The sequence below is a fragment of the Demequina gelatinilytica genome (assembly GCF_000971115.1).
GTDB lineage: Bacteria > Actinomycetota > Actinomycetes > Actinomycetales > Demequinaceae > Demequina > Demequina gelatinilytica.
The window spans coordinates 101,448-126,166 of sequence record NZ_BBLV01000017.1; the positions used below are offsets into that span (position 1 = coordinate 101,448).

Sequence of the window (24,719 nt, forward strand, 5' to 3'; positions counted from 1 at the left end):
CCGAGGCGGACGATGCGTCAGCCGGCGGCCGCGATCGACTCGCGGGCCACCGCGGCGACGTTCTCCGCGTTGAAGCCGTACTTCTTGAGCAGCAGCGCACCGTCGGCGGACTCGCCGAAGTGGTCGACCGACACGGTGCGGCCGGCGTCGCCGACCACGTCGCGCCAGCCGAGCGCCGAGCCGGCCTCGACGGAGACGCGGGCCTTGAGGGCGGCGGGGATGACCGACTCGCGGTACTCGGCGTCCTGACGCGCGAAGCGCTCACGCGACGGCATCGAGACCACGCGGGCCTTGACGCCGTCGGCCGCGAGCAGCTCGCGGGCCTCGATGGCAACCGAGACCTCGGAACCCGTGGCGATGATCACCACGTCGGCGTCCTCGTCGGCGCCCGCGAGCACGTAGGCGCCCTTGAGAACGCCCTCGGTCGAGGTGCCCTCGAGGACGGGGAGGTTCTGGCGCGACAGGATGATCGCCGACGGACGGTCGGTGGTCTCGAGGATCGCCTTCCACGCGGCGGCCGTCTCGTTCGCGTCCGCGGGGCGGATCACGTCGAGGCCGGGGATCGCGCGCAGCGTCGCGATGTGCTCGATCGGCTGGTGCGTCGGGCCGTCCTCGCCGAGGCCCACCGAGTCGTGCGTCCACACGAAGGTGGTGGGGATCTGCATGAGGGCCGCGAGACGGACCGAGGCGCGCATGTAGTCGGAGAACACCAGGAAGGTGCCGCCGTACACGCGGGTGAGGCCGTGGAGCGTGATGCCGTTCATGATCGCGCCCATGCCGAACTCGCGGATGCCGAAGTGCAGCGTGCGGCCGTACCACTGGCCGTCGGGGTACGAGTGGGTGGAGCGGCGCGGGGGCAGGAAGGACGGCTCGCCGTCCATCGTGGTGTTGTTCGAGCCGGCGAGGTCGGCAGACCCGCCCCAGAGCTCGGGCAGCACCGGCGCGAGCGCGGTGAGCACCTTGCCGGACGCGGCGCGCGTCGCGACCTTGGCGCCGGGCTCGAAGGTGGGGAGCGCATCGTCCCAGCCCTCGGGGAGCGAGCGGGTGACCAGGCGCGACAGCAGCGCGGCGCGCTCGGGGTTCTCGGCCTCCCAGCGCGAGAACTGCGCGTTCCACTCGGAGTGCGCGGCCTGGCCGCGCTCCTTCACCTGGTGCATGTGGGCGAGGACCTCGGGCTCGACAGCGAAGGACTGCTCGGGGTCGAAGCCGAGCACCTCCTTGAGGCCCGCGACCTCGGCGGCGCCGAGCGCCGAGCCGTGCACGCCGCCTGAGTTCTGCTTGGTGGGCGACGGCCAGCCGATGATGGTCGACAGCGCGATGATCGAGGGCTTGCCGGTCTCGGCCTTCGCGGCCTCGATCGCGTCGAAGAGGGCCTGCGGGTCCTCCTGGTAGCCGTCCTCCTTGACCCACGAGACGGACTGCGTGTGCCAGCCGTAGGCCTCGTAGCGGCCCAGGACGTCCTCGGTGAAGGAGATGTCGGTCTCGTGCTCGATCGAGATCTTGTTGTCGTCCCAGATGACGATGAGGTTGCCCAGCTCCTGCGTGCCGGCGAGGGCCGAGGCCTCGTGCGCCACACCCTCCTGGAGGCAGCCGTCACCGGCGATGACGTACACGAAGTGGTCGAACGGCGACGTGCCCGGGGCGGCGTCGGGGTCGAGCAGGCCGCGCTCACGGCGGGCGGCCATGGCCATGCCGACGGAGGAGGCGATGCCGGTGCCCAGCGGGCCCGTGGTGATCTCGACGCCGTCGGTGTGGCCGTACTCGGGGTGGCCCGGGGTGAGCGAGCCCTCGGTGCGCAGCGCCTTGAGGTCCTCGAGGCCGAGGTTGTAGCCGGACGCGAAGAGCTGGAGGTAGAGCGTCAGCGACGAGTGGCCGGCGGACAGCACGAACCGGTCGCGGCCCAGCCAGTGCGAGTCGGACGGGTCGTGGCGCATGACGTTCTGGAACAGCAGGTACGCGGCGGGGGCCAGCGAGATCGCGGTGCCCGGGTGGCCGTTGCCGACCTTCTCGACGGCGTCGGCGGCCAGAACACGGAGGGTGTCGACGGCGCGGCGGTCCGTGTCGGTCCAGTTGATGGTCACAGGTGTCTCCCTCGACAGGTAGCGGGTACGGGGGTCAGCCTACCCGTGCCCTCCGCCTTTGTAGTACGTTCACATTTCTGTCAACGCTTGCATGGACGATGCGTCGGCGGGGCGCCGAGGCGGCGCACCGGCGCCCCGGACCTCGGTCCCGGTCGCCGCGGCTACACTGTCCGCATGCCGATCGCCACCACCGAGGCTCCTGCCGCCGCGCCCATCGCGGTACCCCGCCGGGTGGCGGCCACGGTCGGCGCGTACATCGCGCTCACCAAGCCCCGGATCATCGAGCTGCTGCTCGTCACGACCATCCCGACGATGGTCCTGGCAGCCGACGGCTGGCCGTCGCTGGGGCTCCTGCTCGGCACCCTGATCGGCGGCGCGCTGTCCGCAGGCGGCGCCCAGGTGTTCAACAGCTACCTCGATCGCGACATCGACGCGGTGATGAAGCGCACGCGACGGCGCCCGCTGGTGACCGGCGCGGCCTCGCCGCGCGGCGCGCTGGTGTTCGCGTGGGTGCTCTCGGTGGTCTCGACGCTCTGGTTCTGGCTGGTGGTCGGCTCGGCGCTCGCCGCGGTGCTCAACGTGCTCGCGATCTTCGGCTACGCGGTGGTCTACACGATGATCCTCAAGCGCCGCACCGCGCAGAACATCGTGTGGGGCGGGATCGCGGGCTGCATGCCTGTGCTCATCGGCTGGGCTGCCGTCACGCAGGAGCTCGCATGGACGCCGTTCCTGCTGTTCCTCATCATCTTCTTCTGGACCCCGCCGCACTACTGGCCGCTGTCGATGAAGTTCAAGGGCGACTACGAGCAGGCCCGCGTGCCGATGCTCCCCGTGGTCGCGCCGGTCCGCAAGGTCGCGGTCGAGATGATCGGCTACGCGGCGGCGATGGTCGCCACCAGCCTGGTGCTCGCGTGGGTCGCGAACCTCACCTGGATCTACGTCGCCGCGGCGGCAGGCGCGGGCGCCTGGTTCCTGTGGGGCTGCGTGTCGCTCTACCTGCGCTCGAGCCGGGGCGAGGAGCGTCTCAAGGAGATGCGCCTGTTCCACGCGTCGATCACCTACCTGTCGGTGGTCTTCGCCGCGGTGATGGTGGATCCCTTCATCACCGACGTCCTCGCGGTCCGCTGAGGATGCTGACGCGGCAGCGTGACGCCTACCTGGCGCACGTCGCCGTGGAGCGCGGGTTGAGCCCGAACACCGTCGCCGCGTACCGACGCGACCTCGACCGCTACGCCGCCTTCCTCCGTGCGCGGGGCCTCGACGACCTCAAGGAGGTGGCGCGAGGAGACGTCGCGGACTTCGCGCAGGCCGTGAGCTCGGGGGATGACGGCGGACGCGCCCTGGCACCCGCATCGGCCTCCCGCACCGTGGTCGCCGTGCGCGGCTGGCATCGCTTCGCGGTGCTCGAGGGATGGACCGAGGCGGACCCCTCCGCCCAGGTGAAGCCGCGCGCGATCCCCAAGCGGCTGCCCAAGGCGATCAGCATCGAGGACGTCGGGCGGATCCTGGCCCAGGCGGGGGCCGGCGACGGCCTTGCGCCGCTGCGCGACCGCGCGCTGCTCGAGCTGGTCTACGCGACCGGCGCACGCATCTCCGAGGCCGTGGGGCTCGACGTGGACGATGTCGAGCTGGTGCCCGACCAGGAGACGGTGCTGCTGCGGGGCAAGGGGCGCAAGGAGCGGATCGTGCCGGTGGGCGGCTACGCGGTGGAGGCGCTCGAGGCCTACCTGGTGCGCGCGCGGGCCGCCTACGTCCAGGCTGGAGGAGGCACCCCCGCCATGTTCCTCAACACCCGTGGCGGACGCCTGTCGCGACAGTCCGCGTGGGCCATCCTGCGGGCCGCGGCCGAGCGCGCGGGAGTCGAGGACGTCTCGCCCCACACGCTGCGCCACTCGTTCGCGACGCACCTGCTCACGGGCGGTGCGGACGTGCGCGTGGTGCAGGAGCTGCTGGGCCATGCGTCCGTGACGACCACCCAGATCTACACGCTCGTGACGCGTGACACGCTCCGCGAGGTCTATGCCGCGGCGCATCCGCGCGCCCGCTGAGGACCGTCCGTGCCGGGCGGTAAGGTTGGCGCGTGACCGACTTCCCTGCACCTGAACCCCTTCCCAGCCACGGTCCCGCGCGCGTCGTCGCGCTGTGCAACCAGAAGGGCGGGGTGGGCAAGACCACCACCTCGGTCAACCTCGCCGCGGCGCTCGCCGAGTACGGCCGCAAGGTGCTCCTCATCGACTTCGACCCGCAGGGTGCCGCCTCCGCGGGCCTCGGGATCAACGCCGATGCGCTCGACCGCACGGTCTACGACCTGCTCATGGAGACGGGCGTCGCGACCAAGGACGTCATCCTCGAGACCAAGATCCCCGGCCTCGACCTGCTGCCCGCGAACATCGACCTGTCCGCGGCGGAGGTGCAGCTGGTGGGCGAGGTCGCGCGCGAGAGCGCGCTCGCCCGTGCGCTGCGCCCCGTGCTCGACGACTACGACGCGATCCTCATCGATTGCCAGCCCTCGCTGGGGCTGCTCACCGTCAACGCGCTGGTGGCGGCCCACGGCGTGGTGATCCCGCTCGCGTCGGAGTACTTCGCGATGCGCGGCGTCAAGCTCCTGGTGGACACCATCCAGAAGGTGCAGGACCGCCTCAACACACGCCTCACCATCGATGCCATCGTGCCCACGCTGTACGACGGCCGCACGCTGCACGCCCAGGAGGTCGTGGAGCGCGTCCGGGACGCCTTCGGCGAGCGCGTCACCGACACCATGATCCACCGCACCGTGAAGTTCCCGGATGCGACGGTCGCGGCGGAGCCGATCACCACCTTCGCGCCCGCGCACGCCGGCGCCGAGGCCTACCGTCAGCTCGCGCGCGAGCTCGTGGCGCGCGGGGTCGCCGCCTAGCGTGACCGAGCAGGCCGCGCCCGAGGCCCCCCGGGGCTTCGAGGTCCACCTCGACAACTTCGAGGGACCGTTCGACCTGCTGCTGAGCCTCATCTCGAAGCATCAGCTCGAGATCACCGAGGTCTCGCTCGCGCGCGTCACGGACGAGTTCCTCGCGACCATCGCGGCGCGCGAGGGCGACTGGGACCTCTCGCAGGCCTCGGAGTTCCTGGTGGTGGCGGCGACGCTGCTCGACCTCAAGGCGGCACGGCTGCTCCCGCAGGGGGAGGTCGACGACGTCGAGGACCTCGAGCTGCTCGAGGCGCGCGACCTGCTGTTCGCGCGCCTGCTCCAGTACCGCGCGTTCAAGCAGGCCGCCGCGGCCTTCGAGACGATGCTCGCGGCGCCGCGGCGGATCCCGCGGGACGTGCCGCTCGAGCCTCAGTTCGCGATGCTCCTGCCGGAGCTCGTGTGGACGGTGACACCCGAGATGCTCGCGCAGCTCGCGGCGCATGCGCTGCAGCCCAAGGCGGTGCCCACCGTGAGCATCGCCCACCTGCACAACCCTGCGGTCAGCGTGCGCGAGCAGGCGGTGGTCATCACCACGCGCCTCCAGCGCGAGGGCGCGGTGAGCTTCCGCTCGCTGGTGCACGATGCGGGGCACGTCAGCGTGGTCGTCGCCCGCTTCCTGGCGCTGCTCGAGCTGTTCCGGGAGGCCGTGGTCGCCTTCGACCAGGTACGCTCCCTCGGCGAGCTGACGGTCCGGTGGACCGGCGGCGACTCCGCGGTCGAGGTGTCCGCGGAGTTCGACGAGGACGATGCCATGGGCGTGGCCACGCAGGCCGCCGGCATCGGTACCGAGGACGGGGAGACGGTGTGAACGACGTGACGCTGCGCGGGGCGCTCGAGGCGGTGCTGATGGTGGTGGACGAGCCCGTCCCCGCCGCCGAGCTCGCCGCGGCCCTCGAGGTGCCGCTGGGCGAGGTCGAGGCCGCGATCGAGGCGCTCCGCGACGAGTACGCGGACCCCGACGCGCCGCGCGGCTTCGAGCTGCGCGAGGTCGACGGCGGCTGGCGCATCTACTCGTCGCGGCTGTTCGCCGACGTGGTGGGCCGGTTCATCGTGGACGGCCAGTCCGCACGCCTGTCCCAGGCGGCGCTCGAGACGCTCGCGGTGGTCGCCTACCGCCAGCCCGTCACGCGCGGGCAGGTCTCGCAGGTCCGCGGCGTCAACGTGGACTCCGTGATGAAGACGCTCGCGGCGCGCGGCCTGGTCACCGAGGTGGGCGAGCTCGGGGGAGCGGTGCTCTACGGCACCTCCACCGAGTTCCTCGAGCGCATGGGCATGTCCACGCTCGACGACCTCCCGCCGCTCGCGCCATACCTGCCCGACCTGGCCGACATCGATGGGGAGGGCCGCTGATGTCCGAGCTCGAGATCCACCGTCCCGAGGGCACCCGCCTCCAGAAGGTGCTCGCCGCGGCGGGCGTCGGCTCGCGCCGCAAGTGCGAGGAGCTCATCGAGCGCGGCCGTGTCACGGTCAACGGCGAGGTGGTCGACCAGCTGGGCGTGCGCGTCAACCCCGACGAGGTGGTGATCGCCGTCGACGGCGAGCGGATCTCCGTCGACGCCGGTCACGTCACCGTGGTGCTCAACAAGCCGTGGGGCGTGGTGTCGACCATGAGCGACCCGCAGGGCCGCCCCGCGCTCGACCAGTTCGTGAGCCAGTACCAGGAGCGGCTGTTCCATGTGGGCCGCCTCGACGCGGAGACCACGGGTCTGCTGCTGCTCACCAACGACGGGGAGCTCGCCAACCGTCTCGCGCACCCGACCCACGGCGTGTCCAAGGTGTACGTCGCCAAGGTCAGGGGCCGCGTCTCCAAGCACCTGCCCACGCAGCTGAAGCAGGGGGTCGAGCTCGACGACGGCCCCGTGCGCGCGACCGCGTGCACGGTGCTCGACGTCGCGAGCGACTCGTCGCTGGTGCAGGTCGAGCTCCACGAGGGCCGCAACCGCATCGTCCGCCGCATGCTCGACAAGGTCGGCCACCCGGTCCTCGAGCTGGTGCGCACGCAGTTCGGCCCCATCCGGCTGGGCACCATGGCGCCGGGGGAGGTCCGCGAGCTGTCGCCCGGCGAGGTCGGGCGGCTCATGGACATCGCCGGGCTGTAGCCCGCGCCCCGACCGATACGATGTGGCCATGACAATCCGTGCGATCCGTGGCGCCATCACCCTGGACCGCGACGAGAAGGACCACCTGCACGCGCGCACCATCGAGCTCGTCGAGGCGATGATGGCGGACAACGCGCTCCACACGGACGACCTCATCTCCGTGATCTTCACGTGCACCCCGGACATCGTGAGCGACTTCCCGGCCGCCGCCGCGCGCACGCTCGGCTTCGGCGCGGTGCCGCTCATGTGCGCCCAGGAGATGGCCGTCCCGCACGCGTTGCCGCTCGTGGTGCGCGTCATGATGCACGCGCACCTCGACCGTCCTCGCGACGAGATCTCGCACGTGTACCTGCGCGACGCCGTGCGCCTGCGCCGCGACCTCGCGCAGTAGGAGCGTCATGTCACCCCGCACGCACATCATCGGTGCCGGCCTCATCGGGGCGAGCATCGGTCTCGGCCTCAGCGCCGAGGGCTGGACCGTCACCATCGAGGACAACGACGCCGAGGCGCAGGCCCTGGCGCGCTCCATCGGTGCGGGAGCGGCGCCCTCCGAGGACGCGCCGGAGCTCGTGATCGTCGCCGTCCCGCCGTCGGCCGCACCCGCCGTGGTCGCGGCCGCGCTCGGCCGCTACCCCGACGCCGTGGTCACCGACGTCGCGAGCGTGAAGGCGCCCATCGCCGCCGCGGCCGCCGCGACCGAGGCATCGTCCCGCTACGTCGGCTCCCACCCGATGGCCGGCCGCGAGGTCTCCGGCGGCCTCGGGGCCCAGGGTGACCTGTTCAAGGCGCGCCCGTGGGTGCTGTGCCCCAACGGCGCCTCCTCCGAGGCGCTGGCGATGGTCGCCTCGGTGCCCGCCGCGCTGCAGTGCGACGTGGTGACCATGGAGGCCGCGGCGCACGATGCCGCGGTCGCGCGCGTGTCCCACGCGCCGCAGGTCGCGGCCTCCGCCGTCGCGGCGGCGCTGGGCATCCTGTCCGCGGACGACGTCGCCCTCGCGGGCCAGGGCCTGCGCGACGTCACCCGCATCGCGGCATCCCTGCCCGGCATGTGGGCCGACATCGCGCGCATGAACCGCGCGCACCTGATCGAGACGCTCGACCACATCATCGCGGACCTCGAGGAGGTGAGGGAGGCTGACGATATCGGCGAGGCCCTCACGGACCTCATCGACCGCGGTCGCTACGAGGTCGCGCGCATCCCCGGCAAGCACGGCGGGGCCACGCGCGACTGGACGCCGGTCACCGTCATCGTCCCCGACACCCCCGGCCAGCTCCTGCGCCTCCTCCAGGACACCGCAGAGGTCGACGTGAACGTCGAGGACATCTCCATCGAGCACTCGCCGCGGCAGCCGGTGGGTCTGACAACGCTCTACGTGCTGCCCTCGAGCGCGGGCGACCTGGTCGCCGCGCTCGAACGGCAGGGTTGGGAGATCGCTGCATCATGACCGGAATCTCGATCGCGATCGACGGCCCTGCGGGGACCGGCAAGTCGACGGTGGCCCGCGAGGTCGCCCAGCGGCTCAAGCTCGCGTACTTCGACACGGGCGCGACGTACCGCGTCGCGACGCTGTGGTGCATGCGCGAGGGCGTGGACCTCGCGCAGGAGTCCGACGTCGCCGCGCTGGTGGAGACCATGAACGTCGCGCTGGTGCTCGACCCGCGCAACCCGCGCGTGGTGCTCGAGGACGAGGACGTGAGCTCGCTCATCCGCTCCGACGCCGTCGCGCTCACGGTGTCCAAGGTGGCCACCAACCTCGAGGCGCGCGCCGCGCTCGGACAGTGGCAGCGCGACGTCATCGCGTCCGAGCTCGAGGGCGGCCTGTCCGAGGGCCGCGGCATCGTGTCCGAGGGCCGCGACATCACCACCGTGATCGCGCCCGACGCGGACGTGAGGATCCTCATGACGGCCGACGAGGAGATCCGGGTCGCGCGGCGCGCGGGCGAGGGCGCCGACCTTGCGACGGTGCGCGAGGCGGTGCTCGGACGCGACAAGAAGGACGCGACCGTGGTGCAGTTCCACACGGCCGCCGACGGCGTCCACACGCTCGACACGTCGGAGCTCACCATCGAGGAGGCCGTGCAGGCCGTGCTCGACCTGGTGGCCGAGGTGCAGGGCGAGGAGCCGGGCGCGTCGTCCATCGAGGCCGTTCCCGAAGAGCCCGCCGAGTGAGCGCATCCGTCCCGAGCCGGTGGGGGCCGCGCTGGTCCCGCTGGGTGGGTCGGTTCCTCGCGCGCATCCTGTGGCGCACCGAGGTGCGGGGGCGCGCGAACGTGCCGCGGCACGGCGCCGCCATCGTCGTCTGCAACCACGTGGGCCTCATCGACGGACCGGTGGTGCACGGCGTGATCCCGCGCGGCTCCCACTTCCTCATCCGCAAGGGCATGATGACGGGACCGTTGGGAGCGATCCTGCGCGCCGCGCAGCAGATCACCGTCGAGGGCTCCGGGCGCGACGCGCTCGCCCAGGGCCTCGCGGTGCTGCGCCGCGGCGACGTCATCGGCGTGTTCCCCGAGGGCACGCGAGGAGCCGGGACCGCGGAGGCGGTCCACGGCGGCGCGGCCTGGCTGGCCATCCAGTCGGGGGCGCCCGTGGTGCCCACCGCGATCATCGGATCGCGCCGCACGGGCGAGTCCGTGAACGTGTGGCCGAAGCCGGGCCGCCGCCTGCTGGTGGCCTTCGGGGAGCCCATGGTGCTCACCCCTCCGGACGATGTGCGGGGCGGCCGCGCGAAGCAGGCGTGGGCGGCCGAGAGGCTCGCCGAGGCGCTTCGCGACCAGGTGGCCCGTACCCTTGACACGACAGACCTCGAGCTTCCGCTCGACGACCCGCGCGGTTCCGCGCGCGAAGAGAAGGACCCCGCATGACTGACGAGCTTCCCGCGCCCCACGAGTCGGACGCGCCCGAGTCGCTCGACGAGATCCGCGAGGCCGCGCTCCGCGCCGGCCTCGACGCCTACGACCTGAGCCCCGAGGACCTCGCCGACCTCGCCGGCGAGCCCGAGCCGCTCACCGAGGAGGCGCTGCCGGTCCTCGCGATCATCGGCCGCCCGAACGTGGGCAAGTCGACCCTGGTCAACCGCATCATCGGCAAGCGCCTCGCCGTGGTCGAGGACAAGCCCGGCGTCACACGCGACCGCGTCGCGTACCGCGCCGAGTGGGCCGGTCGGGACTTCACGCTGCTCGACACGGGCGGCTGGGAGAAGAACGTCACCGGCATCGACCTCTCCGTGGCGCAGGCCGCGGAGGCCGCGATCGAGATGGCGGACGCCGTCCTGTTCGTGGTGGACGCCATGGTCGGAGCGACGGCCACCGACGAGCAGGTGGTGCGGCTGCTGCGCAAGGCCGACAAGCCCGTGGTGCTCGCCGCCAACAAGGTGGACGGCCCCCAGGGCGAGCTCGAGGCGGCGGCGCTGTGGAACCTGGGGCTCGGCGAGCCGTACCCCGTGTCCGCGCTGCACGGCCGCGGCACGGGCGACCTGCTGGACGCCGCGATGGCGATCCTGCCCACCGAGATGCACCAGGTGGAGGTCGACGAGGACGCGCCGCGACGCATCGCGCTCGTGGGGCGCCCGAACGTCGGCAAGTCCTCGCTGCTCAACAAGCTCGCGGGCACGGAGCGCGCGGTGGTCAACGAGCTCGCCGGCACCACGCGCGACCCGGTCGACGAGCAGGTCGAGATCGGCGGACGCCCCTGGACGCTCGTGGACACCGCGGGCATCCGTCGCCGCGTGCACATGACCAAGGGCGCAGACTTCTACGCCTCGCTGCGTACGCAGACCGCGATCGAGCGCGCCGAGGTGGGCGTGGTGCTGCTCGACGCGTCGACGCCGCTCACCGATCAGGACCTGCGCGTGGTGCAGCAGGTGGTCGATGCGGGCCGCGCGATGATCTTCGTGTTCAACAAGTGGGACCTGGTGGGCGAGGACGAGCGCTTCCTGCTCGAGCGGTCCATCGAGAAGGACATGGTCCAGCACACGTGGGTGCCGCGCGTGAACCTGTCCGCCATGACGGGCTGGCACACCAACCGGCTGCTGCCCGCGCTCGAGCTGGTGCTGTCGAGCTGGGACCAGCGCATCTCCACCGGTCGCCTCAACTCGTTCCTGGGCGAGCTGGTCGCGGAGCACCCGCACCCGGTGCGCGGTGGCAAGCAGCCCAAGATCCTCTTCGCGACGCAGGCCGCGACGCGCCCGCCGCGGTTCGTGATCTTCGCCTCGGGCTTCCTCGAGCCGCAGTACCGCCGGTTCATCGAGCGTCGCCTGCGCGAGAACTTCGGCTTCGAGGGCACGCCCATCCAGATCTCGGTGCGCGTGCGCGAGAAGCGCGGGGCCAAGCGCAAGTAGCCGCGGACGGCCCGTCAGGCGGTGGCGTCGAGATCGCCGCGCGCATAGGCGATCTCGACCAGGTCCTCGAGCACCTCGAGGTCGACCCGGTCGAGCCGCCTGACGTACACGCAGCCCTTGCCCTCGGTGATCTCGCCGAGGGCGGGGAGCAGCCCGGCGCCCTCGGGCGTGTCCTTGAGCCCGTAGAACACCAGCTGCGCCTTGCGCGGGGAGAAGCCCACCTTCATCCAGTCGCCCTCACGCCCGCTCGCGTAGCGGTAGTGCAGGGTGCCCCAGCCGATGATCGACGGTCCCCACATCACGGGCTCGGTCCCGGTGGCGGCGGAGACGAGCGCCACCACCCGCCGGGCCTCGGCCCTCCGTCGCTCGGGTTCGACCGCGGCGAGGAAGGCCTCCACAGGGACGTCGGTCGGGACCGTGGCGTTCATCGGTCGAACCAGGACCACATGCCGCGCGCGACCAGCACCTCCTTGAGGAGGTCGGCACGGTCCGACACGATGCCGTCGACGCCCGCATCGATGAGCGACTCCATCTCCTCGCGTCGGTTGACGGTCCACACGTGCACCGCACGCCCGGCGTCATGCGCGAGGCGGATGTGGCGCTGCGTGAGCACGGGCAGCATGCCCACGCGCCACGGGATCTGCAGCGCGTCCACGCCGCGCAGGGACCGCAGCGTGCCCAGGCCCAGCAGACCGCCCGCGAAGAACCGCGCAGCCTCGGAGGTGCCGGCCGACGTCGCGACCGGGCGGCTCAGGCGCGCGAGCGTGGCCTCGCGCCGCTGCACCGAGAACGAGGCGACGCAGACGCGGTCGTGCGCGCCCGTGCGCTCGATCGCCTCGGCCACGGGGACGATGCCCGACTCGCCCTTGACGTCGATGTTCACGCGGACGCCGGGCCAGGTGCCGAGCACGTCCTCGAGCAGGGGCACGGGCTCGACTCCGCCGATGCGTGCGTGCCGGACCCGCTCCCAGGGCAGGTCCGCCACGTCGCCGGCGGAGTCCGTCGTCCTGTCGAGCGAGGAGTCGTGGAGCGCGACCGCGACGCCGTCGGCGGTGCCGTGCGCATCGGTCTCGAGGTAGCGGAAGCCCAGGTCGACGGCGGACTGGAACGCCGCCATCGAGTTCTCGAGGCCGTCGCGCGAGAACCCCCGATGCGCGAGCGCGGCGAACGGCGCGTCGAGGTACGGGTGGGATGTGCGGGCCGCGGTCATGCGATCACCTCCGGCAACCAGGATGCGACGGCGGCGAGGTACGCCGCACGGGGAACAGGGGAGGACAGCGAGAGCTCGTGTACCCCGCCCGTGATGACGGCCTCGCGCACCCGGGGCCCCAGGCGCGGCGCGAGCCGCGCGATCGCGTCCACGTCGACCACCGTGTCCTGGAGCCCGATCTGCGGGTTGTCGGGGGAGTCGGGTCCCGTGGAGTGGGAACGCGCCACCAGCACGGGGACCGCGATGGAGAGCCCCCGTGCCACGCGCGACTGCGCGTCGAGCACGGCCGCGAGCCACGCCGCGCGGACCGGGACACCTGCGGGGTTCTTCCACGCGACGTCGAAGCCCCATGCTCCGCCGGCGTCGGTGAGCAGATGCGCGGCGTAGTGCGACGGGGCGTCGTGCAGGACCATCCGCGGCCTCGCGCGGGCCAGCAGCGGCACGGCGCGCAGCCCGATGCGCTCGGCGCGGGTGCCCGCGCGGGCGAAGTAGGGGCCGTCGAGGATCAGCCCCGCGAGCCCGGGGTGAGGGCGTGCGGAGGCCCAGACGGCGGCCGCGAGCCCGCCGTTGGAATGCGCGTGCACCACGAGCGGGAGGCCGGGACGCTCGGCCGCGATCGCGTCGGCAGCCGCCGCGATGTCGTCGCCCAGCTCGTCGATGCTCGCGATGAGGTGCGGCACGTCGCCCTCCTTGAGCGACCGACCGGCGCGGCGCATGTCGACCGCGTGGAACGCCAGGCCCTGCTCCTCGAAGAAGCGGGCGAGGTGGGCCTGGAAGAAGTAGTCGTTGTAGCCGTGGACGTGGAGCACGGCCCCGCGCGGCGCAGCCGGGGGAGCGGCTGACCGCACCAGCGTCGCCGGGCCCAGGGGGCGGGCCTCGAACCCGGCGAGCGCATCGTCCTCCCAGGTCGCGTTCGGGTCCATGCCTCCGATCGTGCCACCTCGGCGGCCTCTGTTCATCCTTCGTTCGCGTGTTGGTCGCGCATCCTTCACGCGAGCCGGGCACTCTTGGCGCATGACTTCCGAGACGACGATGTCGCCGGAGCCCGCCGTCGAGGAACCCCGGGTCCCTCGCGGCCGGGTCTTCGCGTGGGCGCTGTGGGACTGGGCGACCCAGCCCTACAACTCCGTGATCATCACGTTCGTGTTCGCCGCGCTCTACCTGGTCTCGGACTCCTTCATGGATCCCGCGATCGCGGCGCTGGGCGAGGACGACCCGGCCTACGAGGCGGCGAAGGCCGACCTGTCGGGATCCTTCGGCCTCGCGATGACGCTCGCGGCGGTGGTGATCGCGGTGCTCGCCCCGGTCATCGGGCAGCGTGCCGACACGTCGGGACGGCGCAAGCGCTGGCTCGCGTGGTGCACCACCCTGCTCGTCGTGTGCATGGCCGGCCTCTACTTCGTGCAGGCGGCGCCCGCGTACTTCGTGGTCGGTGCCGGGCTCATCGCCGTCGGCTCGATCTTCTCCGAGATCGGGGGCGTGCACTACAACGCCCTCATCACGCAGGTGACCACGCCGCGGACCATGGGCCGGGTCTCGGGTCTCGGGTGGGGCTTCGGGTACACCGGCGGCATCGTCGCGCTGGTCCTGGTGGTGGTGATCACCGAGCTCGACTGGTTCGGCATGGACACCTCCAACGGCATGGCCTACCGCCTCATCGCGGTGGGATGCGCGGTCTGGACGCTCGCGTTCGCGTGGCCGCTGTTCCGCTACGTGCCTGAGGCGCCGGGCACCGGGAGGGCGCCGGTGTCCTTCCTGGGCGGCTACGTACGGCTCTGGCACGACCTGGTGCGCCTGTGGCGCGAGGAGCGCCACACGCTGTGGTTCCTGCTGTCGAGCGCGGTGTACCGCGATGGGCTGGCGGGCGTCTTCACCTTCGGTGCGATCATCGCCTCGGTCGCCTACGGCTTCTCGGAGAGCCAGGTGCTGTACTTCGGTGTCGCGGCCAACCTGGTCGCGGGTGTGGCGACCATGGCATCCGGCCTGATCGACGACCGCTTCGGCCCGCGCCGCCTCATCCTCTGGTCCCTGGGCGGCATGGTGGTCGCAGGGCTGGTGGTCGCGTTCCTCGAGCCGCTCGGCCCCGTGGTGTTCTGGATCGCGGGGCTCACGCTGTGCCTGTTCGTGGGTCCCGTGCAGTCCGCCTCGCGCTCCCTGCTCGCGCGCATCAGCCCGCCGGGGAAGCAGGGCGAGATCTTCGGTCTCTACGCGACCACCGGGCGAGCGGTCTCGTTCCTCGCTCCGGCCATGTGGTGGGTCGCGATCACGTTGACGCACGAGACCATCTGGGGCGTGCTCGGCATCGTCGCGGTGGTCCTCGCCGGCTTCGTCAGCATGCTCTTCGTCAAGGTCCCCACGCGCTGACGGGCCCGGCCCTCAGCCGAGCGGCGCCTCGATGGGGCCGGAACCCCGCGCGTTGTAGACGGTCGAGGTGGACTCTCCGTACGCGCGGTAGACGGCGAGCGCCTGGTCACGGAGCACGTCCGTGGTGACCGCGATCCCGCGGGCCTCGAACTGCGCGGCCCAGTCCGCGACCACGGGGCCCTCGTCGAAGCGGGTGAGCTGCTCGAGCTCGGGCCCCTCTCCCGCGACGACCAGGTGCTTGACGCCCGACCACAGGGTGGCGCCGTAGCACTGCACGCACGGCCTCCAGTTCACCACGAGCGCGAGGTCGTGATCAGCACCCAGGTCCCACGAGCCGAGCCGCTGCTGGGCGAGCGCAAGCGCGACCACCTCGGCATGGCCCGCGCTGATGCCCGTTCCCAGCACCACGTTGACGCCGACGGACACGAGCCGGCCCGTGCTCGCCTCGACCACGATCGCGGCGAAGGGCCCGCCGCCGCCCTCCCGCCAGTTGCGGTCCGCGAGACGATGCACGAGCGCCATCTGGTCCTCGGGCGTCGCGAGCACATCGGGGAGCGCCGGGAGCTCCGCGACGAGCCACGAGGGCAGGGTGAGGGTCACGCTGGTCGCGAGGCCGTCGGCCATCGAACCTCCTGGGAGATGCGGGGAGCGGGGGAGGGGTGGGGTCAGTCGGCGGTCTTGCCCGAGATGATCTCATCCCACGTGGGGTGGCGCGGGGCCTCGTCCTCGGCGGGAGCCTCGGGGGCGTGCGAGGTCGGGACGCCGTCGGTGCGCGGCTCGCGCGCGGGCGCGGGCGCGGGCACAGGCGGCTCGTATACCGGCACGTCGCCCGATGTGGGCCCCCACGGGGGCACCAGCACCGGAGGCTGCTCGGGCTCGAACGCGGGCTCGGGGCGCCCCGCGGCCGGGGGCAAGGACGATGCCGGCGCGGGCTCCTCCTCGAGCGGAGCGAGGGTGGGCGTGACCATGCGCGGGGGCGCCGCGGGGGTCTCCGCGATCGGCTCCTGGATCGCCATGAGGAAGGGCTGGGTGGCCTCGGGGTCGAAGGCGGGCTCGAGCTCCGGCTCCGCCGCGGGCGCCTCCTCAGGCGCCTCGCCCAGCACGGTCTGGACCACGGTGCGCAGCGCCTCGGCGAGCACCTCGACCGGCAGCGCGAGGGCGCCGGCGGCGGGCGCGGTCGGCGGCACACGGACCAGGCCGCTCGGCACGCCCCACTCGGCCAGCTCGCGCTGGAGCACGTAGAACACATGGTTGGCGAGCCCGCCGCCCGCGTTCACGGACAGCCGCGCCGGCAGCCCGCGCGCGGCGAGCGCGTCCACGATCTCCCGCGCAGGCAGCGTGGTCCACAGGCCCGCGGGGGCGCCGGCGACCACGGGGGAGTCGATCGGCTGCGCACCATGCGCGTCGGGGACCGGGGCATCGTCGAGGTTCACCGCGAGCCGCTCGACCGTGATCGCCGTCGCGTCCGGGTCCGTCGCGATCACCAGCACCGCGTCCGGAAGATGCTTGGCGACCGAGGCGCGCAGGCGGCGCGACGACTCGGTGTAGGCCGGGATGAGGTCCCGCGCGACGATCTCGGCGGACCCCTGCCACGTCTCCGCCAGGATGCGGGACGCATCGGCGGCCCCGTCGCCCATGGTACTCGGCAGCGGTTCGAACGCGGTGATGAGGACACGAGCCATGCCACTAGCGTAGGCGTTGGAGCTGCGCATGCCTGCCTGGGCCCAAGGTCCTGAGGCGCCGGTGAGACGTTGTGGGGTTCCCCACACTCGTGGAAACGCGCACGCCCGCGCGCCTACGGTGTGCTCCATGATCGACCCGACGAGCGTGCGAGTGGCACTCGGCGTCGTCGTGGCGCTGTCCCTCATCCACACGCTCGGGTCGGTGGCCCGAGCCTGGTCCTCCGCGGCGCCGCGGTGGTGGGGCGCGACGATGATCCTCACCATCGGCAGCCTGCTGTTCGACCTGGGCAACGGCACGTCGCTGCAGTGGCTGCTGGTGCCGCTCGGCAACGGCGTCGGCGTCGCGGCCGTCCTGTGCGTCCTCAACGCGACCCGCGCGATCCGGGGGCTGGCGCTGCCGTGGTTCCCCGAGGCCTTCATGATCGCCGGCACCATCGCCGCGGCAGCGGTCGACAGCCCCGGCACGGACGAGTGGGCCGGCTCGGCCTTCATGTACACGATGCTCGCGGGCGTCTACAGCACCATCGCGGTCGAGATGCGGCTCGAGCGCCGCCGTCGCGCGCCGCGTGGCGCCGCGGACACGAGGGTCGAGCGGCGCTCCTACGCCGCGTTCTCCGGTGCCGGTGCGGTGCTCGGTCTCGTCTACGTCGCGCGGTGGATCGACCTCACCCTCGAGGGGCCGGAGGACGGAGCCTTCGGGACCTCGCTCGGCGTCGCCGCGACGGCGCTGGTGCAGATCGCAGTGGTCGCCACGGTCACCTACGCGATGGCGGCGCTCGGCGAGAGCCGTCGACGCGAGGAGCTGGTGAGGCGCGCCACCACCGACGACCTCACCGGCGTGCTCTCGCGCGCCGAGCTGATGGAGCGGATCCACGACGGCGTCGCGGATGCGCGGACCGCCCCGAGCGTCCTCATCGCGTGCGACCTCGACCACTTCAAGGAGCTCAACGACAGCTGGGGCCACGCCGCGGGCGACCGCGCGCTCATCGCCTTCACCGAGGCGTGGCGCTCGGTGCTCGCGCCCGGCGACCTCTTCGGCAGGCTCGGTGGAGACGAGTTCCTGGCGCTGCTGCGCGACGTCGACATCGACGGCGCCCGCGCCCGGATCGCGTCGGTGGCGCCCCGGCTCGAGGATGCCGCGGCTGAGCACGTGACGCTCCCGCCCACCGTCAGCTACGGCATCGCCGTGGTGGAGCCGGAGACGAGCGTCACGGTGCTGGTCGGGCGCGCCGACATGGCGCTGTACGAGGCGAAGGCCGCCAGGGGCGGCGCCGTGCGCGCCCATGGCCGCGACCCTCAGGCGCACGAGGCCGCGTCGTGATCGACGAGCTGAGCATGAGGATCTCGCTCGCCGTGCTGGTCCTCCTGGCGATGGTCTACACCGGGTTGGTCGCGAGGCGCGATGGCCGCGGCTCGGTCGCGGCGACGTGGCTCGGGTCGCTCATCGCGTTCACCGTCGGGACCGGGCTCTACGTGGCCGACGGCACCCCTCTCCAGGCGTACACGGCGCCGTTCGCCAACATGGCCGCGGTGGCGGGTGGATGCCTGATGATCGCGACGGCGCGGCGCATCCGTGGGGTGGCGCTGCCCTGGTGGCTGTTCGCGACCGTGGTGGCCGGTGCGGGCGGCTCGACGCTGCTGGAGGACCCGTCCGCGAACGCGTGGGCGGGAGGGGCGTACATGCTCATCGCGCTCGGCGCCTGCGCGGGGGCGACGGCGTTCGAGCTGTGGCAGCACGACGGCCGCCTGGGGCGGGGCGAGGTGCGGGTGATGGCGGTGGTGGCCTCCGTCCTCACCGTCTTCTACACGGTCCGCTGGGTGCTCTACATCCTCCAAGGACCCGAGAGCGCGGCGTTCGCCACGATCGCCGGCAGCGGGGTGACGGCGCTGATCCAGATGGTGTCGATCGCGACGGTCACCCAGGCGGTGAGCCAGCTCGCTCACGTGCACTCGCGCGCCGACCTCGAGCGACGCGCCATCACCGACGACCTCACCGGTGTGCTCAACCGGGGCGAGCTCTTCCTGCGGGCCGAGCGCGCCGTGCTGCGGTGGGACCCGTCGCAGCGGCTCGTTATCGCGATCGCGGACCTCGACCGCTTCAAGTCGGTCAACGACTCCCGGGGACATGCCGAGGGCGACCGCGCGCTCGTCGAGTTCACGCGCGCGTGGCGTGAGGTGCTGGGGCCCGACGACATCCTCGGACGCATGGGTGGCGACGAGTTCGTCATCGTCATGCGCGACGTCGAGATCGCGGAGGCGGTCGCCCGCGCCCGCGCGGTGACGCGGACGTTCGGGGAGACCTGCGCCGCCGACTGCGGCGCGACGCCCACCGCGAGCCACGGGCTCGCGGCGGCCGAGGACGGCCTGGGGCTCGCGATCCTCATGGCGCGCGCGGACGAGGCCCTCTACGAGGCCAAGCGCGCCGGACGCAACACCGAGCATGTGTACCGCGCGCCGCGGCGCGTGGACGATGAGGTGACCCAGGCCACCTGACGGCGGGGTGTGTCAGTCCTCGACGGCGACCTCGGTGCCGTCGACCGTGCGGATCAGGCCTCGTGCGCGCAGGTCCCTGATGTACCGCGCCTGACCGCGTTCGCCGCGTCCCCGGAACAACGGCATGAGCCGCGGCAGCGCGCCGGGGGCAAGCATGGCGGCGCGCACCAGCCACGACTCGGATGGGCGGGGGTACGCCTCGAGACGGGGCCGGTCCAGCAGCCCCATCATGGTGGCCGCGACGTGCTGCGGCGACTGCGGCGGGTCCTGGAACTGCAACGAGTTGCCGCCGTCGAGCGCCTCCTGGCGGAGCATCCGCGTGTCGGTCGCCGAGGGCAGCACCGCGCTCATGGTGATCCCCTTGTCGCGCATGTCGAGGGCGATCGAGAGCATCGCTCCGCGGAGGCCGAACTTGCTCGCGGTGTAGATCGGAGTCTCTCCGAGGGGGAAGATCCCGCCGAGCGAGACCGTGGTGATGACGCGAGGATCTGACGCCGCGCGGAGCAGCGGCACCGCGAGCCGGGTGAGCACCAGAGGCGCGGTGAGGTTCACGGCGAGCTCGCGCTCGATGCTCTCCACGCTGCGCTCGTCGAAGCGCGCCGCGCTGGTCATGCCCGCGTTGTTGACCAGGACGTCGATGCGGCCGTGGCGGTCCCCGATGCGGGCGACGATGGCCTCCGCCTGCTCTCGGTCCGTGAGGTCGCCGACCTCCGCGCCGTGGCGCGCGGCGCCGCCCGGGAGGGCATCGACGGCGGCGTGTGCCGCATCGTCCCTCAGGTCGACCACCACGATCCGTGCGCCGCGCGCGACGGCGGCCGCGCTGAACGCGCGCCCGATCCCGCCGGCGCCGCCGGTGACCACCACGATGCGGTCGGTGAGGTCGTACGGCGTGCGGCTCACGGGATGCTCCAGCCCATGCGCCTGGCGGTGCGGTGGAGGTAGCGGGTGAGCGCGGTCGACTCGACGTATCCGGCGTGGCGAGGCGAGTCCACGAAACGGATGCCGCGCGTGAGGTCGGGTGCGTCGGCCGCGATCAGCCGCTCGAACTCGATCCACCGGTCCGGGCGCTGCGCGCGGTCCTCGATGTGCTGCGCGATCATGGTCGCGAGCTGCTCCATGAGCACGTACGAGGCCCCGTTGGTCTCGACGAAGCCGAGGCCGTACAGCCCTGCGTGGCGCGAGAAGGCGGTGAGGTAGAGGTCGGGGTGGGCGTCGTGGCCCAGGAGGTCCTGCGCGTAGGGCACCTCGTGGCGGTAACCGGTGGCCAGGAGGATGAGGTCGACGTCCTCGGTGGAGCCGTCCGTGAAGGTGACGGTGGTGCCGTCGGTGGTGGCGATGGCCGGGCGCGCCGTGATGTCGCCGTGGCCCAGATGGTGCAGCAGCTGGGTGTTCATGAGCGGATGGCTCTCGAAGACCTTGTGGTCGGGCTTGGGCAGGCCCAGGCGCGTGACATCTCCGTTGAGGACGCGGAGCATGGCCCCGAAGACGCGCTGCTCGAGCCACATGGGGAGCGTGGGACCCCCGTCGGCGAAGACGTCGGACGGCATCCCGAAGACGTGCTTGGGGATGAAGTGGTAGCCGCGGCGCAGGCTGATCGCGGCGTGGTCGGCGGTGCGCGCCGCGTCGCACGCGATGTCCGCGCCGGAGTTGCCGGCGCCCACGATCAGGACGCTTCTGCCTTCGAGTTCTTTCGCGCTGCGGTAGGTCATGGTGTGGCGGACCTCGCCGGTGTAGGTGCCGGGGAGCGTGGGGATGTTCGGGATCCACTGCGCGCCGGACGCGATGATGACCTGGGCGTGCTCGGTGGCGCGACCGCCCTCGCGCGTGACGCGGTAGCTGTCGCCGGTCCGCTCGACCTTGGCTGCCGCCGTGCTGAACTCGATTCCCTCGGCCAGGTTGTGCGCGGCCGCGAAGGCGCGCAGGTACGCGAGGATCTGGCGGTGGTTCGGGTAGTCGGGGTAGTCGTCCGGCATGGGGAAGCTGGGGAAGCCCGAGAGGGTCCTCGACGAGATGAAGTGGGCCGACTCGTACATCGGGCTGCCGGGGGCGTCGATGTCCCAGACCCCGCCGATGCCTCGGTTGCGTTCGAGGTGGGTGTAGGGCAGGCCGCGCTGCTTGAGCGCGTACGCGGCGGCCAGGCCCGCGGGGCCCGCGCCGATGATGGCGGTGTCGAGCACGTGTCTCCTCGTCGTTGAGCAGTGGCACGAGACTAGGGGAGACGAGGGACGATGCGGAAGCGGCTCGGCCTTCTGGGCTGAACGGGGCTGACCAAGTTATGCGTCATCTTCTGCGACTTGGCGCCGAAAGTGGTCTTGGAGGCCTCCGGATTCCGATATAGTTATCGGGCTGTCACGGGCTGTGGCGCAGCTTGGTAGCGCACTTGACTGGGGGTCAAGGGGTCGCAGGTTCAAATCCTGTCAGCCCGACGTGTAGCAAGCGGAAAGTCCTGGTAACTCACGGGTTGCCAGGACTTTTTGCATGGAGTGACATGACCCGGTCATCATTTACTCATCTTTGTGACGATCACGCTCGTCCTACTGGGATGACAGTCAGCCTGGCTGCATGACTCCATGGCCGACAGCAGACGGCAGCGCACCGCGATCCCATCCCGCCGGACGACCTGCTCAAGGGCCCGGCGACCGGGGCAGATGCCGTGCGAGGCGACGCTCCCGCCGCGGCTGCGTCTACCGTGGAGGGGTGAGCACCGCCCAGCCTGACGACAACCCGCTCTGGATCGAGATCGAGGAGATCCGCGAGCTCTACGCGGAGGACCCCACTGTCGCAGACGATGTCCACGGCGCTGTAGCGCGCGAGCATCCGGACCGACCGGCCCTGGCGGATGCCGTGGTCGACTCGCTGGTGGCGGGCTTCGACATGCATGCGGACGAGGACGCGATCGAGGATGTCATCGAGGCTTGCGCCCGGCTGATCCCGCTGCTCAGCGCCCTCGAGACGCTCCGGGACTCCGGGGACCACGCACTCGCGGACCTCCTCGAGTCCGCTCCCGCCAATGCCGGGCGGTGGCTCCACCAGGGGGGCTGGGCGATCCACACACCTGACGGCGCTGAGGCAGCATTCATGTTCGCGCGCCTGGACGCCGGCCGGGCGTGGGTGCTGCTGCTGTCGGATCCGACCTGAGCCCGAGCCGTGGCCCACGCGAGGGTCACCGGATCGACGCGGCGCTATCGCGCGGGATCCCGCCGCAATCCACGAGCGATCGGTCGGGGATCCCTCACCGCCGCGTCGAGACCGTGACCGTGAACTTGGCATTGCGCGCGACCTGCTCGGTGGGGCCGAGCGCACGCTCGAGGAGGGGCCTGTACTTGAGGCCCGAGTTCCACACGCACCACAGTTGACCACCGGGGCGCAGGACCCTGGCCACGTCGGCGAACATCCGCGGCGCGATGAGGTCGGTCACGGCAGCCGCCGAGTGGAACGGCGGGTTCAGCGTGATGAGCGAGGCGCTTGCGGAAGGCCGGGCGCCCAGCATGTCGTCGCGTGCCACGGTCACACGGTCCTGAATGCCGTTGGCGAGCATCGTCGCCCGTGCGGACGCGGTGGCAGTGGCCGACTGGTCGCACGCATAGACATGCGCGCCGACATACTTCGTCGCCATCCACGCACCGATGATCCCCGTGCCGCAGGCCAGGTCGATCAGGGGATCGTCTGGCGTCCCGCCGACCGGAGCGTCGGGAAGGTTCTCAAGCAGCAGACGGGTGCCGATGTCGAGCCGCGCGCCCGCGAAGGCGCCGCCGTACGCCCGCACCTCCAGACCCGCCACCTGTGCCGCGGCGGGAACGGGATCGCGACCATCTCGGGGCGCACGGGCGAGCAGCACCCGTGACTTCTGCCGCGCGTGGCTGACATCGAGCCGCCCGAAGTGCTCGCGAAGCACCTCGTTCATCGACACCGACATGTGCTTGAGCCGTCCGCCCGCGACCACCACCACGCCGGGATCGGCGTGCGCCGCGATCAGACCGGCGATGTCGCGCAGCGCGTCGAGGGAGCGGGGGAGGCGCAGCAGCACCACCCGCGCCCCGCTGACCAGCCCAGCGTCGAGCGGGAGAGCGCGAAAGTGGTCGGCGAAGCCCACGCGTGCGGAGTTGGCCTCGAGCGCGCGCTCACCGGTGATCGCGTCGATGTGCGTCCGTATCCTTCGCGCGCCCCCTTGTGCCGCCCCGAGGGTCAGCGCGCCGTAGGCGTCGTTGATGACCACGACGTCGTCTGGCCCCGCCGACGCGCGCAGCACCGCGGACTCGTCCAGGATCAGCCGATCCGCCGCGTCGACGGCGACCAGCCCGGGCGCCTCGACGTCCGGCCAGCGCCGCAGCGCGTCGAACATCTCGCTCACCGCCTCGCACCGCCCTCGACGTGTCGAACTGCAAGGCCACAGGGGCGGGAGCGGGCGCACGTGCCGGCGGAGACGATGCGCGAGTGGGGGCCGATCACCATGGAAGCCTAGCGGCGGGTCGGGTTCCGCTGCGGTCGGTTCAGCTGGTGAGGATCGCCTCGCGTCGCTGGCGCAGCGTGGCGATCCGTGCGGTGATCTCCGAGGTAGCAGCACCGAGATCATCGCCGACCTGGGAGAGGCGACGGCCCAGGTCCCTGGCGCGCGCCTGGGCTTGGGAGATACGGTCCCGCACCATCCAGTCGCTGAGGATGTTGTCGAACAGCACGTCGAAGATGGCGAGCGTCTGGGAGACGTCGACGCCATCGATCGTGGAGCCCCCGATATCGGCGAGCTCGACGGAGAGCCGCTCGAGCGCCCGGTTGACCTCGCGGAAGGCTGCGGTGGCATCGTCGATCCTCGAGTGCTTGATCATGTCGGCGACAAGGCCGCCCCCGAAGAACGTGTCGTATGTCGACCAGCCGCCTGCGTTGTCCAGCTCGTCAAGAGCCGCGTCGAGCGCGGTCCTCGTGGTTCGCAGCGCGTCCACCGCCTCCGCGATCTCATGCCGTCGGGCTTCCGCGACACCCAGCTGCTCGGCAAGCGCCGTCAGCTCCGCAGAGTCGCGACCGCCGGCCGTGACCATGGCGGACTCATAGGACGCGAGCGCCTCCTCGTACATGCGATCCGCTCCGCGCAGCGCGTCGTGCTCACGGCGGACTCGTGAGTCCTCGGCGATCGCACTGTCGAGCCGCGACTGCGCGGCGGCGACCGCGAGGGCCGCGGCATCCGCCTCCGCGCGCTCGGCGGCCAGCCGATCGACCGTGTCGCCGCGCAGAGCTGCCCAGATCTTCGTCAAGGACAGCTCCTCCAGCCGGCGCACGTCCGCCTGCTCCACTGCCAGCGCCCGCTCGAGCTCGGCCAGCTCCCCACGCCGCGTCGCCACGAGTGCCGCGGTCGTCTTGAGCTGGGCGGCTGCCCGCCTCTGGCGCGCGCGGTCCTCCGCAGCGGCACGGACGGCTTCGGCGGGTCCCACCAGGGAAGATTCATCCACGACGTCACTGTGCCACAGGTGTTGGGGAGGGTCGGCACCCTGGATGCGGCGTTCCCGACGCT

General features: G+C 72.0%; 24 protein-coding genes, 1 tRNA gene and 1 pseudogene. 16 read left to right on the forward strand and 10 right to left on the reverse strand.

The genetic code is table 11. The annotated features are described in order from the left end of the window. Positions 1–17 precede the first annotated feature (17 nt). Complete coding sequence (tkt, locus tag AOM00_RS13035; protein WP_228373506.1) at positions 18–2,081, reverse strand: transketolase; 2,064 nt, start codon at positions 2,079–2,081, stop codon at positions 18–20. Between the two features lie 174 nt (positions 2,082–2,255). On the opposite strand from tkt, the gene AOM00_RS13040 reads away from it, so the two are divergent. From AOM00_RS13040 to der, 11 genes are read left to right on the forward strand one after another with little or no spacing between them, the layout of a single operon-like run. Then, positions 2,256–3,209, forward strand: coding sequence for a heme o synthase (locus AOM00_RS13040; protein WP_062518199.1), 954 nt, complete (start codon positions 2,256–2,258; stop codon positions 3,207–3,209). Between the two features lie 2 nt (positions 3,210–3,211). Then, positions 3,212–4,129, forward strand: a complete 918-nt coding sequence (locus tag AOM00_RS13045; RefSeq protein ID WP_062518200.1) for a site-specific tyrosine recombinase XerD — start codon at positions 3,212–3,214, stop codon at positions 4,127–4,129. Between the two features lie 32 nt (positions 4,130–4,161). Further along, a complete protein-coding gene (locus AOM00_RS13050) occupies positions 4,162–4,977 on the forward strand; it encodes a ParA family protein (RefSeq protein ID WP_062306820.1) in 816 nt (271 codons plus the stop codon). A gap of 1 nt (position 4,978) precedes the next feature. Further along, complete coding sequence (locus AOM00_RS13055) at positions 4,979–5,836, forward strand: segregation and condensation protein A (RefSeq protein ID WP_062518201.1); 858 nt, start codon at positions 4,979–4,981, stop codon at positions 5,834–5,836. A gap of 38 nt (positions 5,837–5,874) precedes the next feature. Beyond that, a complete protein-coding gene (gene scpB, locus AOM00_RS13060) occupies positions 5,875–6,378 on the forward strand; it encodes an SMC-Scp complex subunit ScpB (protein ID WP_439644933.1) in 504 nt (167 codons plus the stop codon). Beyond that, on the forward strand, positions 6,378–7,127 hold the full coding sequence (locus AOM00_RS13065; RefSeq protein WP_062518203.1) for a pseudouridine synthase: 750 nt from the start codon (positions 6,378–6,380) through the stop codon (positions 7,125–7,127). Before scpB ends, AOM00_RS13065 begins: the two co-directional genes overlap by 1 nt. A 28-nt stretch (positions 7,128–7,155) precedes the next feature. Beyond that, the gene (gene aroH, locus AOM00_RS13070; protein WP_062518204.1) at positions 7,156–7,518 is read left to right on the forward strand and encodes a chorismate mutase; all 363 of its coding nucleotides are present in this window, start codon (positions 7,156–7,158) and stop codon (positions 7,516–7,518) included. 7 nt (positions 7,519–7,525) lie between these two features. Further along, positions 7,526–8,572 carry a prephenate dehydrogenase gene (locus AOM00_RS13075; RefSeq protein ID WP_062518205.1) on the forward strand — a complete coding sequence of 349 codons (1,047 nt, stop codon included), beginning with the start codon at positions 7,526–7,528 and terminating at the stop codon, positions 8,570–8,572. Further along, positions 8,569–9,297: a (d)CMP kinase gene (gene cmk, locus AOM00_RS13080; RefSeq protein WP_062518206.1), complete on the forward strand. Its 729-nt coding sequence runs from the start codon at positions 8,569–8,571 to the stop codon at positions 9,295–9,297. Before AOM00_RS13075 ends, cmk begins: the two co-directional genes overlap by 4 nt. Then, a complete protein-coding gene (locus AOM00_RS13085) occupies positions 9,294–9,992 on the forward strand; it encodes a lysophospholipid acyltransferase family protein (protein ID WP_062518207.1) in 699 nt (232 codons plus the stop codon). The genes cmk and AOM00_RS13085 overlap by 4 nt, the downstream gene beginning before the upstream one ends. After that, positions 9,989–11,467, forward strand: a complete 1,479-nt coding sequence (gene der, locus AOM00_RS13090) for a ribosome biogenesis GTPase Der (protein WP_062518208.1) — start codon at positions 9,989–9,991, stop codon at positions 11,465–11,467. Before AOM00_RS13085 ends, der begins: the two co-directional genes overlap by 4 nt. Before the next feature lie 14 nt (positions 11,468–11,481). On the opposite strand, the gene AOM00_RS13095 is transcribed toward der, so the two are convergent. Genes AOM00_RS13095 through AOM00_RS13105 form a run of 3 tightly spaced genes read right to left on the reverse strand, consistent with a single transcriptional unit; the run spans position 11,482 to position 13,600 of the window. After that, a complete protein-coding gene (locus tag AOM00_RS13095; protein WP_062518209.1) occupies positions 11,482–11,895 on the reverse strand; it encodes a DUF1801 domain-containing protein in 414 nt (137 codons plus the stop codon). Continuing rightward, on the reverse strand, positions 11,892–12,677 hold the full coding sequence (locus AOM00_RS13100; RefSeq protein WP_062518210.1) for a glycerophosphodiester phosphodiesterase family protein: 786 nt from the start codon (positions 12,675–12,677) through the stop codon (positions 11,892–11,894). The genes AOM00_RS13095 and AOM00_RS13100 overlap by 4 nt, the downstream gene beginning before the upstream one ends. Then, positions 12,674–13,600, reverse strand: coding sequence for a serine aminopeptidase domain-containing protein (locus tag AOM00_RS13105; protein WP_062518211.1), 927 nt, complete (start codon positions 13,598–13,600; stop codon positions 12,674–12,676). The genes AOM00_RS13100 and AOM00_RS13105 overlap by 4 nt, the downstream gene beginning before the upstream one ends. Before the next feature lie 91 nt (positions 13,601–13,691). On the opposite strand from AOM00_RS13105, the gene AOM00_RS13110 reads away from it, so the two are divergent. Beyond that, complete coding sequence (locus tag AOM00_RS13110; RefSeq protein ID WP_062518212.1) at positions 13,692–15,041, forward strand: MFS transporter; 1,350 nt, start codon at positions 13,692–13,694, stop codon at positions 15,039–15,041. Between the two features lie 12 nt (positions 15,042–15,053). On the opposite strand, the gene AOM00_RS13115 is transcribed toward AOM00_RS13110, so the two are convergent. Next, positions 15,054–15,665, reverse strand: coding sequence for a nucleoside deaminase (locus tag AOM00_RS13115; RefSeq protein ID WP_062518213.1), 612 nt, complete (start codon positions 15,663–15,665; stop codon positions 15,054–15,056). A gap of 41 nt (positions 15,666–15,706) precedes the next feature. Beyond that, positions 15,707–16,723, reverse strand: coding sequence for a pyroglutamyl-peptidase I (locus tag AOM00_RS15285; protein ID WP_169746860.1), 1,017 nt, complete (start codon positions 16,721–16,723; stop codon positions 15,707–15,709). A gap of 127 nt (positions 16,724–16,850) precedes the next feature. Between AOM00_RS15285 and AOM00_RS13125 the strand changes: the two genes are divergently transcribed. Further along, positions 16,851–18,044, forward strand: a complete 1,194-nt coding sequence (locus AOM00_RS13125) for a GGDEF domain-containing protein (RefSeq protein ID WP_062518215.1) — start codon at positions 16,851–16,853, stop codon at positions 18,042–18,044. Between the two features lie 14 nt (positions 18,045–18,058). Next, positions 18,059–19,216 (forward strand): GGDEF domain-containing protein, encoded by a 1,158-nt coding sequence (locus AOM00_RS13130; RefSeq protein ID WP_156159174.1) that lies wholly within the window; start codon positions 18,059–18,061, stop codon positions 19,214–19,216. A 12-nt stretch (positions 19,217–19,228) separates the two neighbouring features. On the opposite strand, the gene AOM00_RS13135 is transcribed toward AOM00_RS13130, so the two are convergent. After that, positions 19,229–20,116: an SDR family NAD(P)-dependent oxidoreductase gene (locus AOM00_RS13135; RefSeq protein WP_062518217.1), complete on the reverse strand. Its 888-nt coding sequence runs from the start codon at positions 20,114–20,116 to the stop codon at positions 19,229–19,231. Then, positions 20,113–21,393, reverse strand: coding sequence for a flavin-containing monooxygenase (locus tag AOM00_RS13140; RefSeq protein ID WP_228373507.1), 1,281 nt, complete (start codon positions 21,391–21,393; stop codon positions 20,113–20,115). Before AOM00_RS13140 ends, AOM00_RS13135 begins: the two co-directional genes overlap by 4 nt. A gap of 175 nt (positions 21,394–21,568) precedes the next feature. On the opposite strand from AOM00_RS13140, the gene AOM00_RS13145 reads away from it, so the two are divergent. Both AOM00_RS13145 and AOM00_RS13150 read left to right on the forward strand, forming a co-directional pair. Continuing rightward, a tRNA-Pro gene (locus AOM00_RS13145) sits at positions 21,569–21,642 on the forward strand. Positions 21,643–21,913: 271 nt separating this feature from the next. Then, complete coding sequence (locus AOM00_RS13150; RefSeq protein ID WP_062518218.1) at positions 21,914–22,354, forward strand: hypothetical protein; 441 nt, start codon at positions 21,914–21,916, stop codon at positions 22,352–22,354. 94 nt (positions 22,355–22,448) lie between these two features. Here AOM00_RS13150 and AOM00_RS13155 read toward each other — a convergent pair whose 3' ends face one another. Beyond that, positions 22,449–23,558 carry a class I SAM-dependent methyltransferase gene (locus tag AOM00_RS13155; RefSeq protein ID WP_062518219.1) on the reverse strand — a complete coding sequence of 370 codons (1,110 nt, stop codon included), beginning with the start codon at positions 23,556–23,558 and terminating at the stop codon, positions 22,449–22,451. 148 nt (positions 23,559–23,706) lie between these two features. Next, positions 23,707–24,719, reverse strand: a pseudogene (locus AOM00_RS15650) (hypothetical protein); the annotation flags it as partial.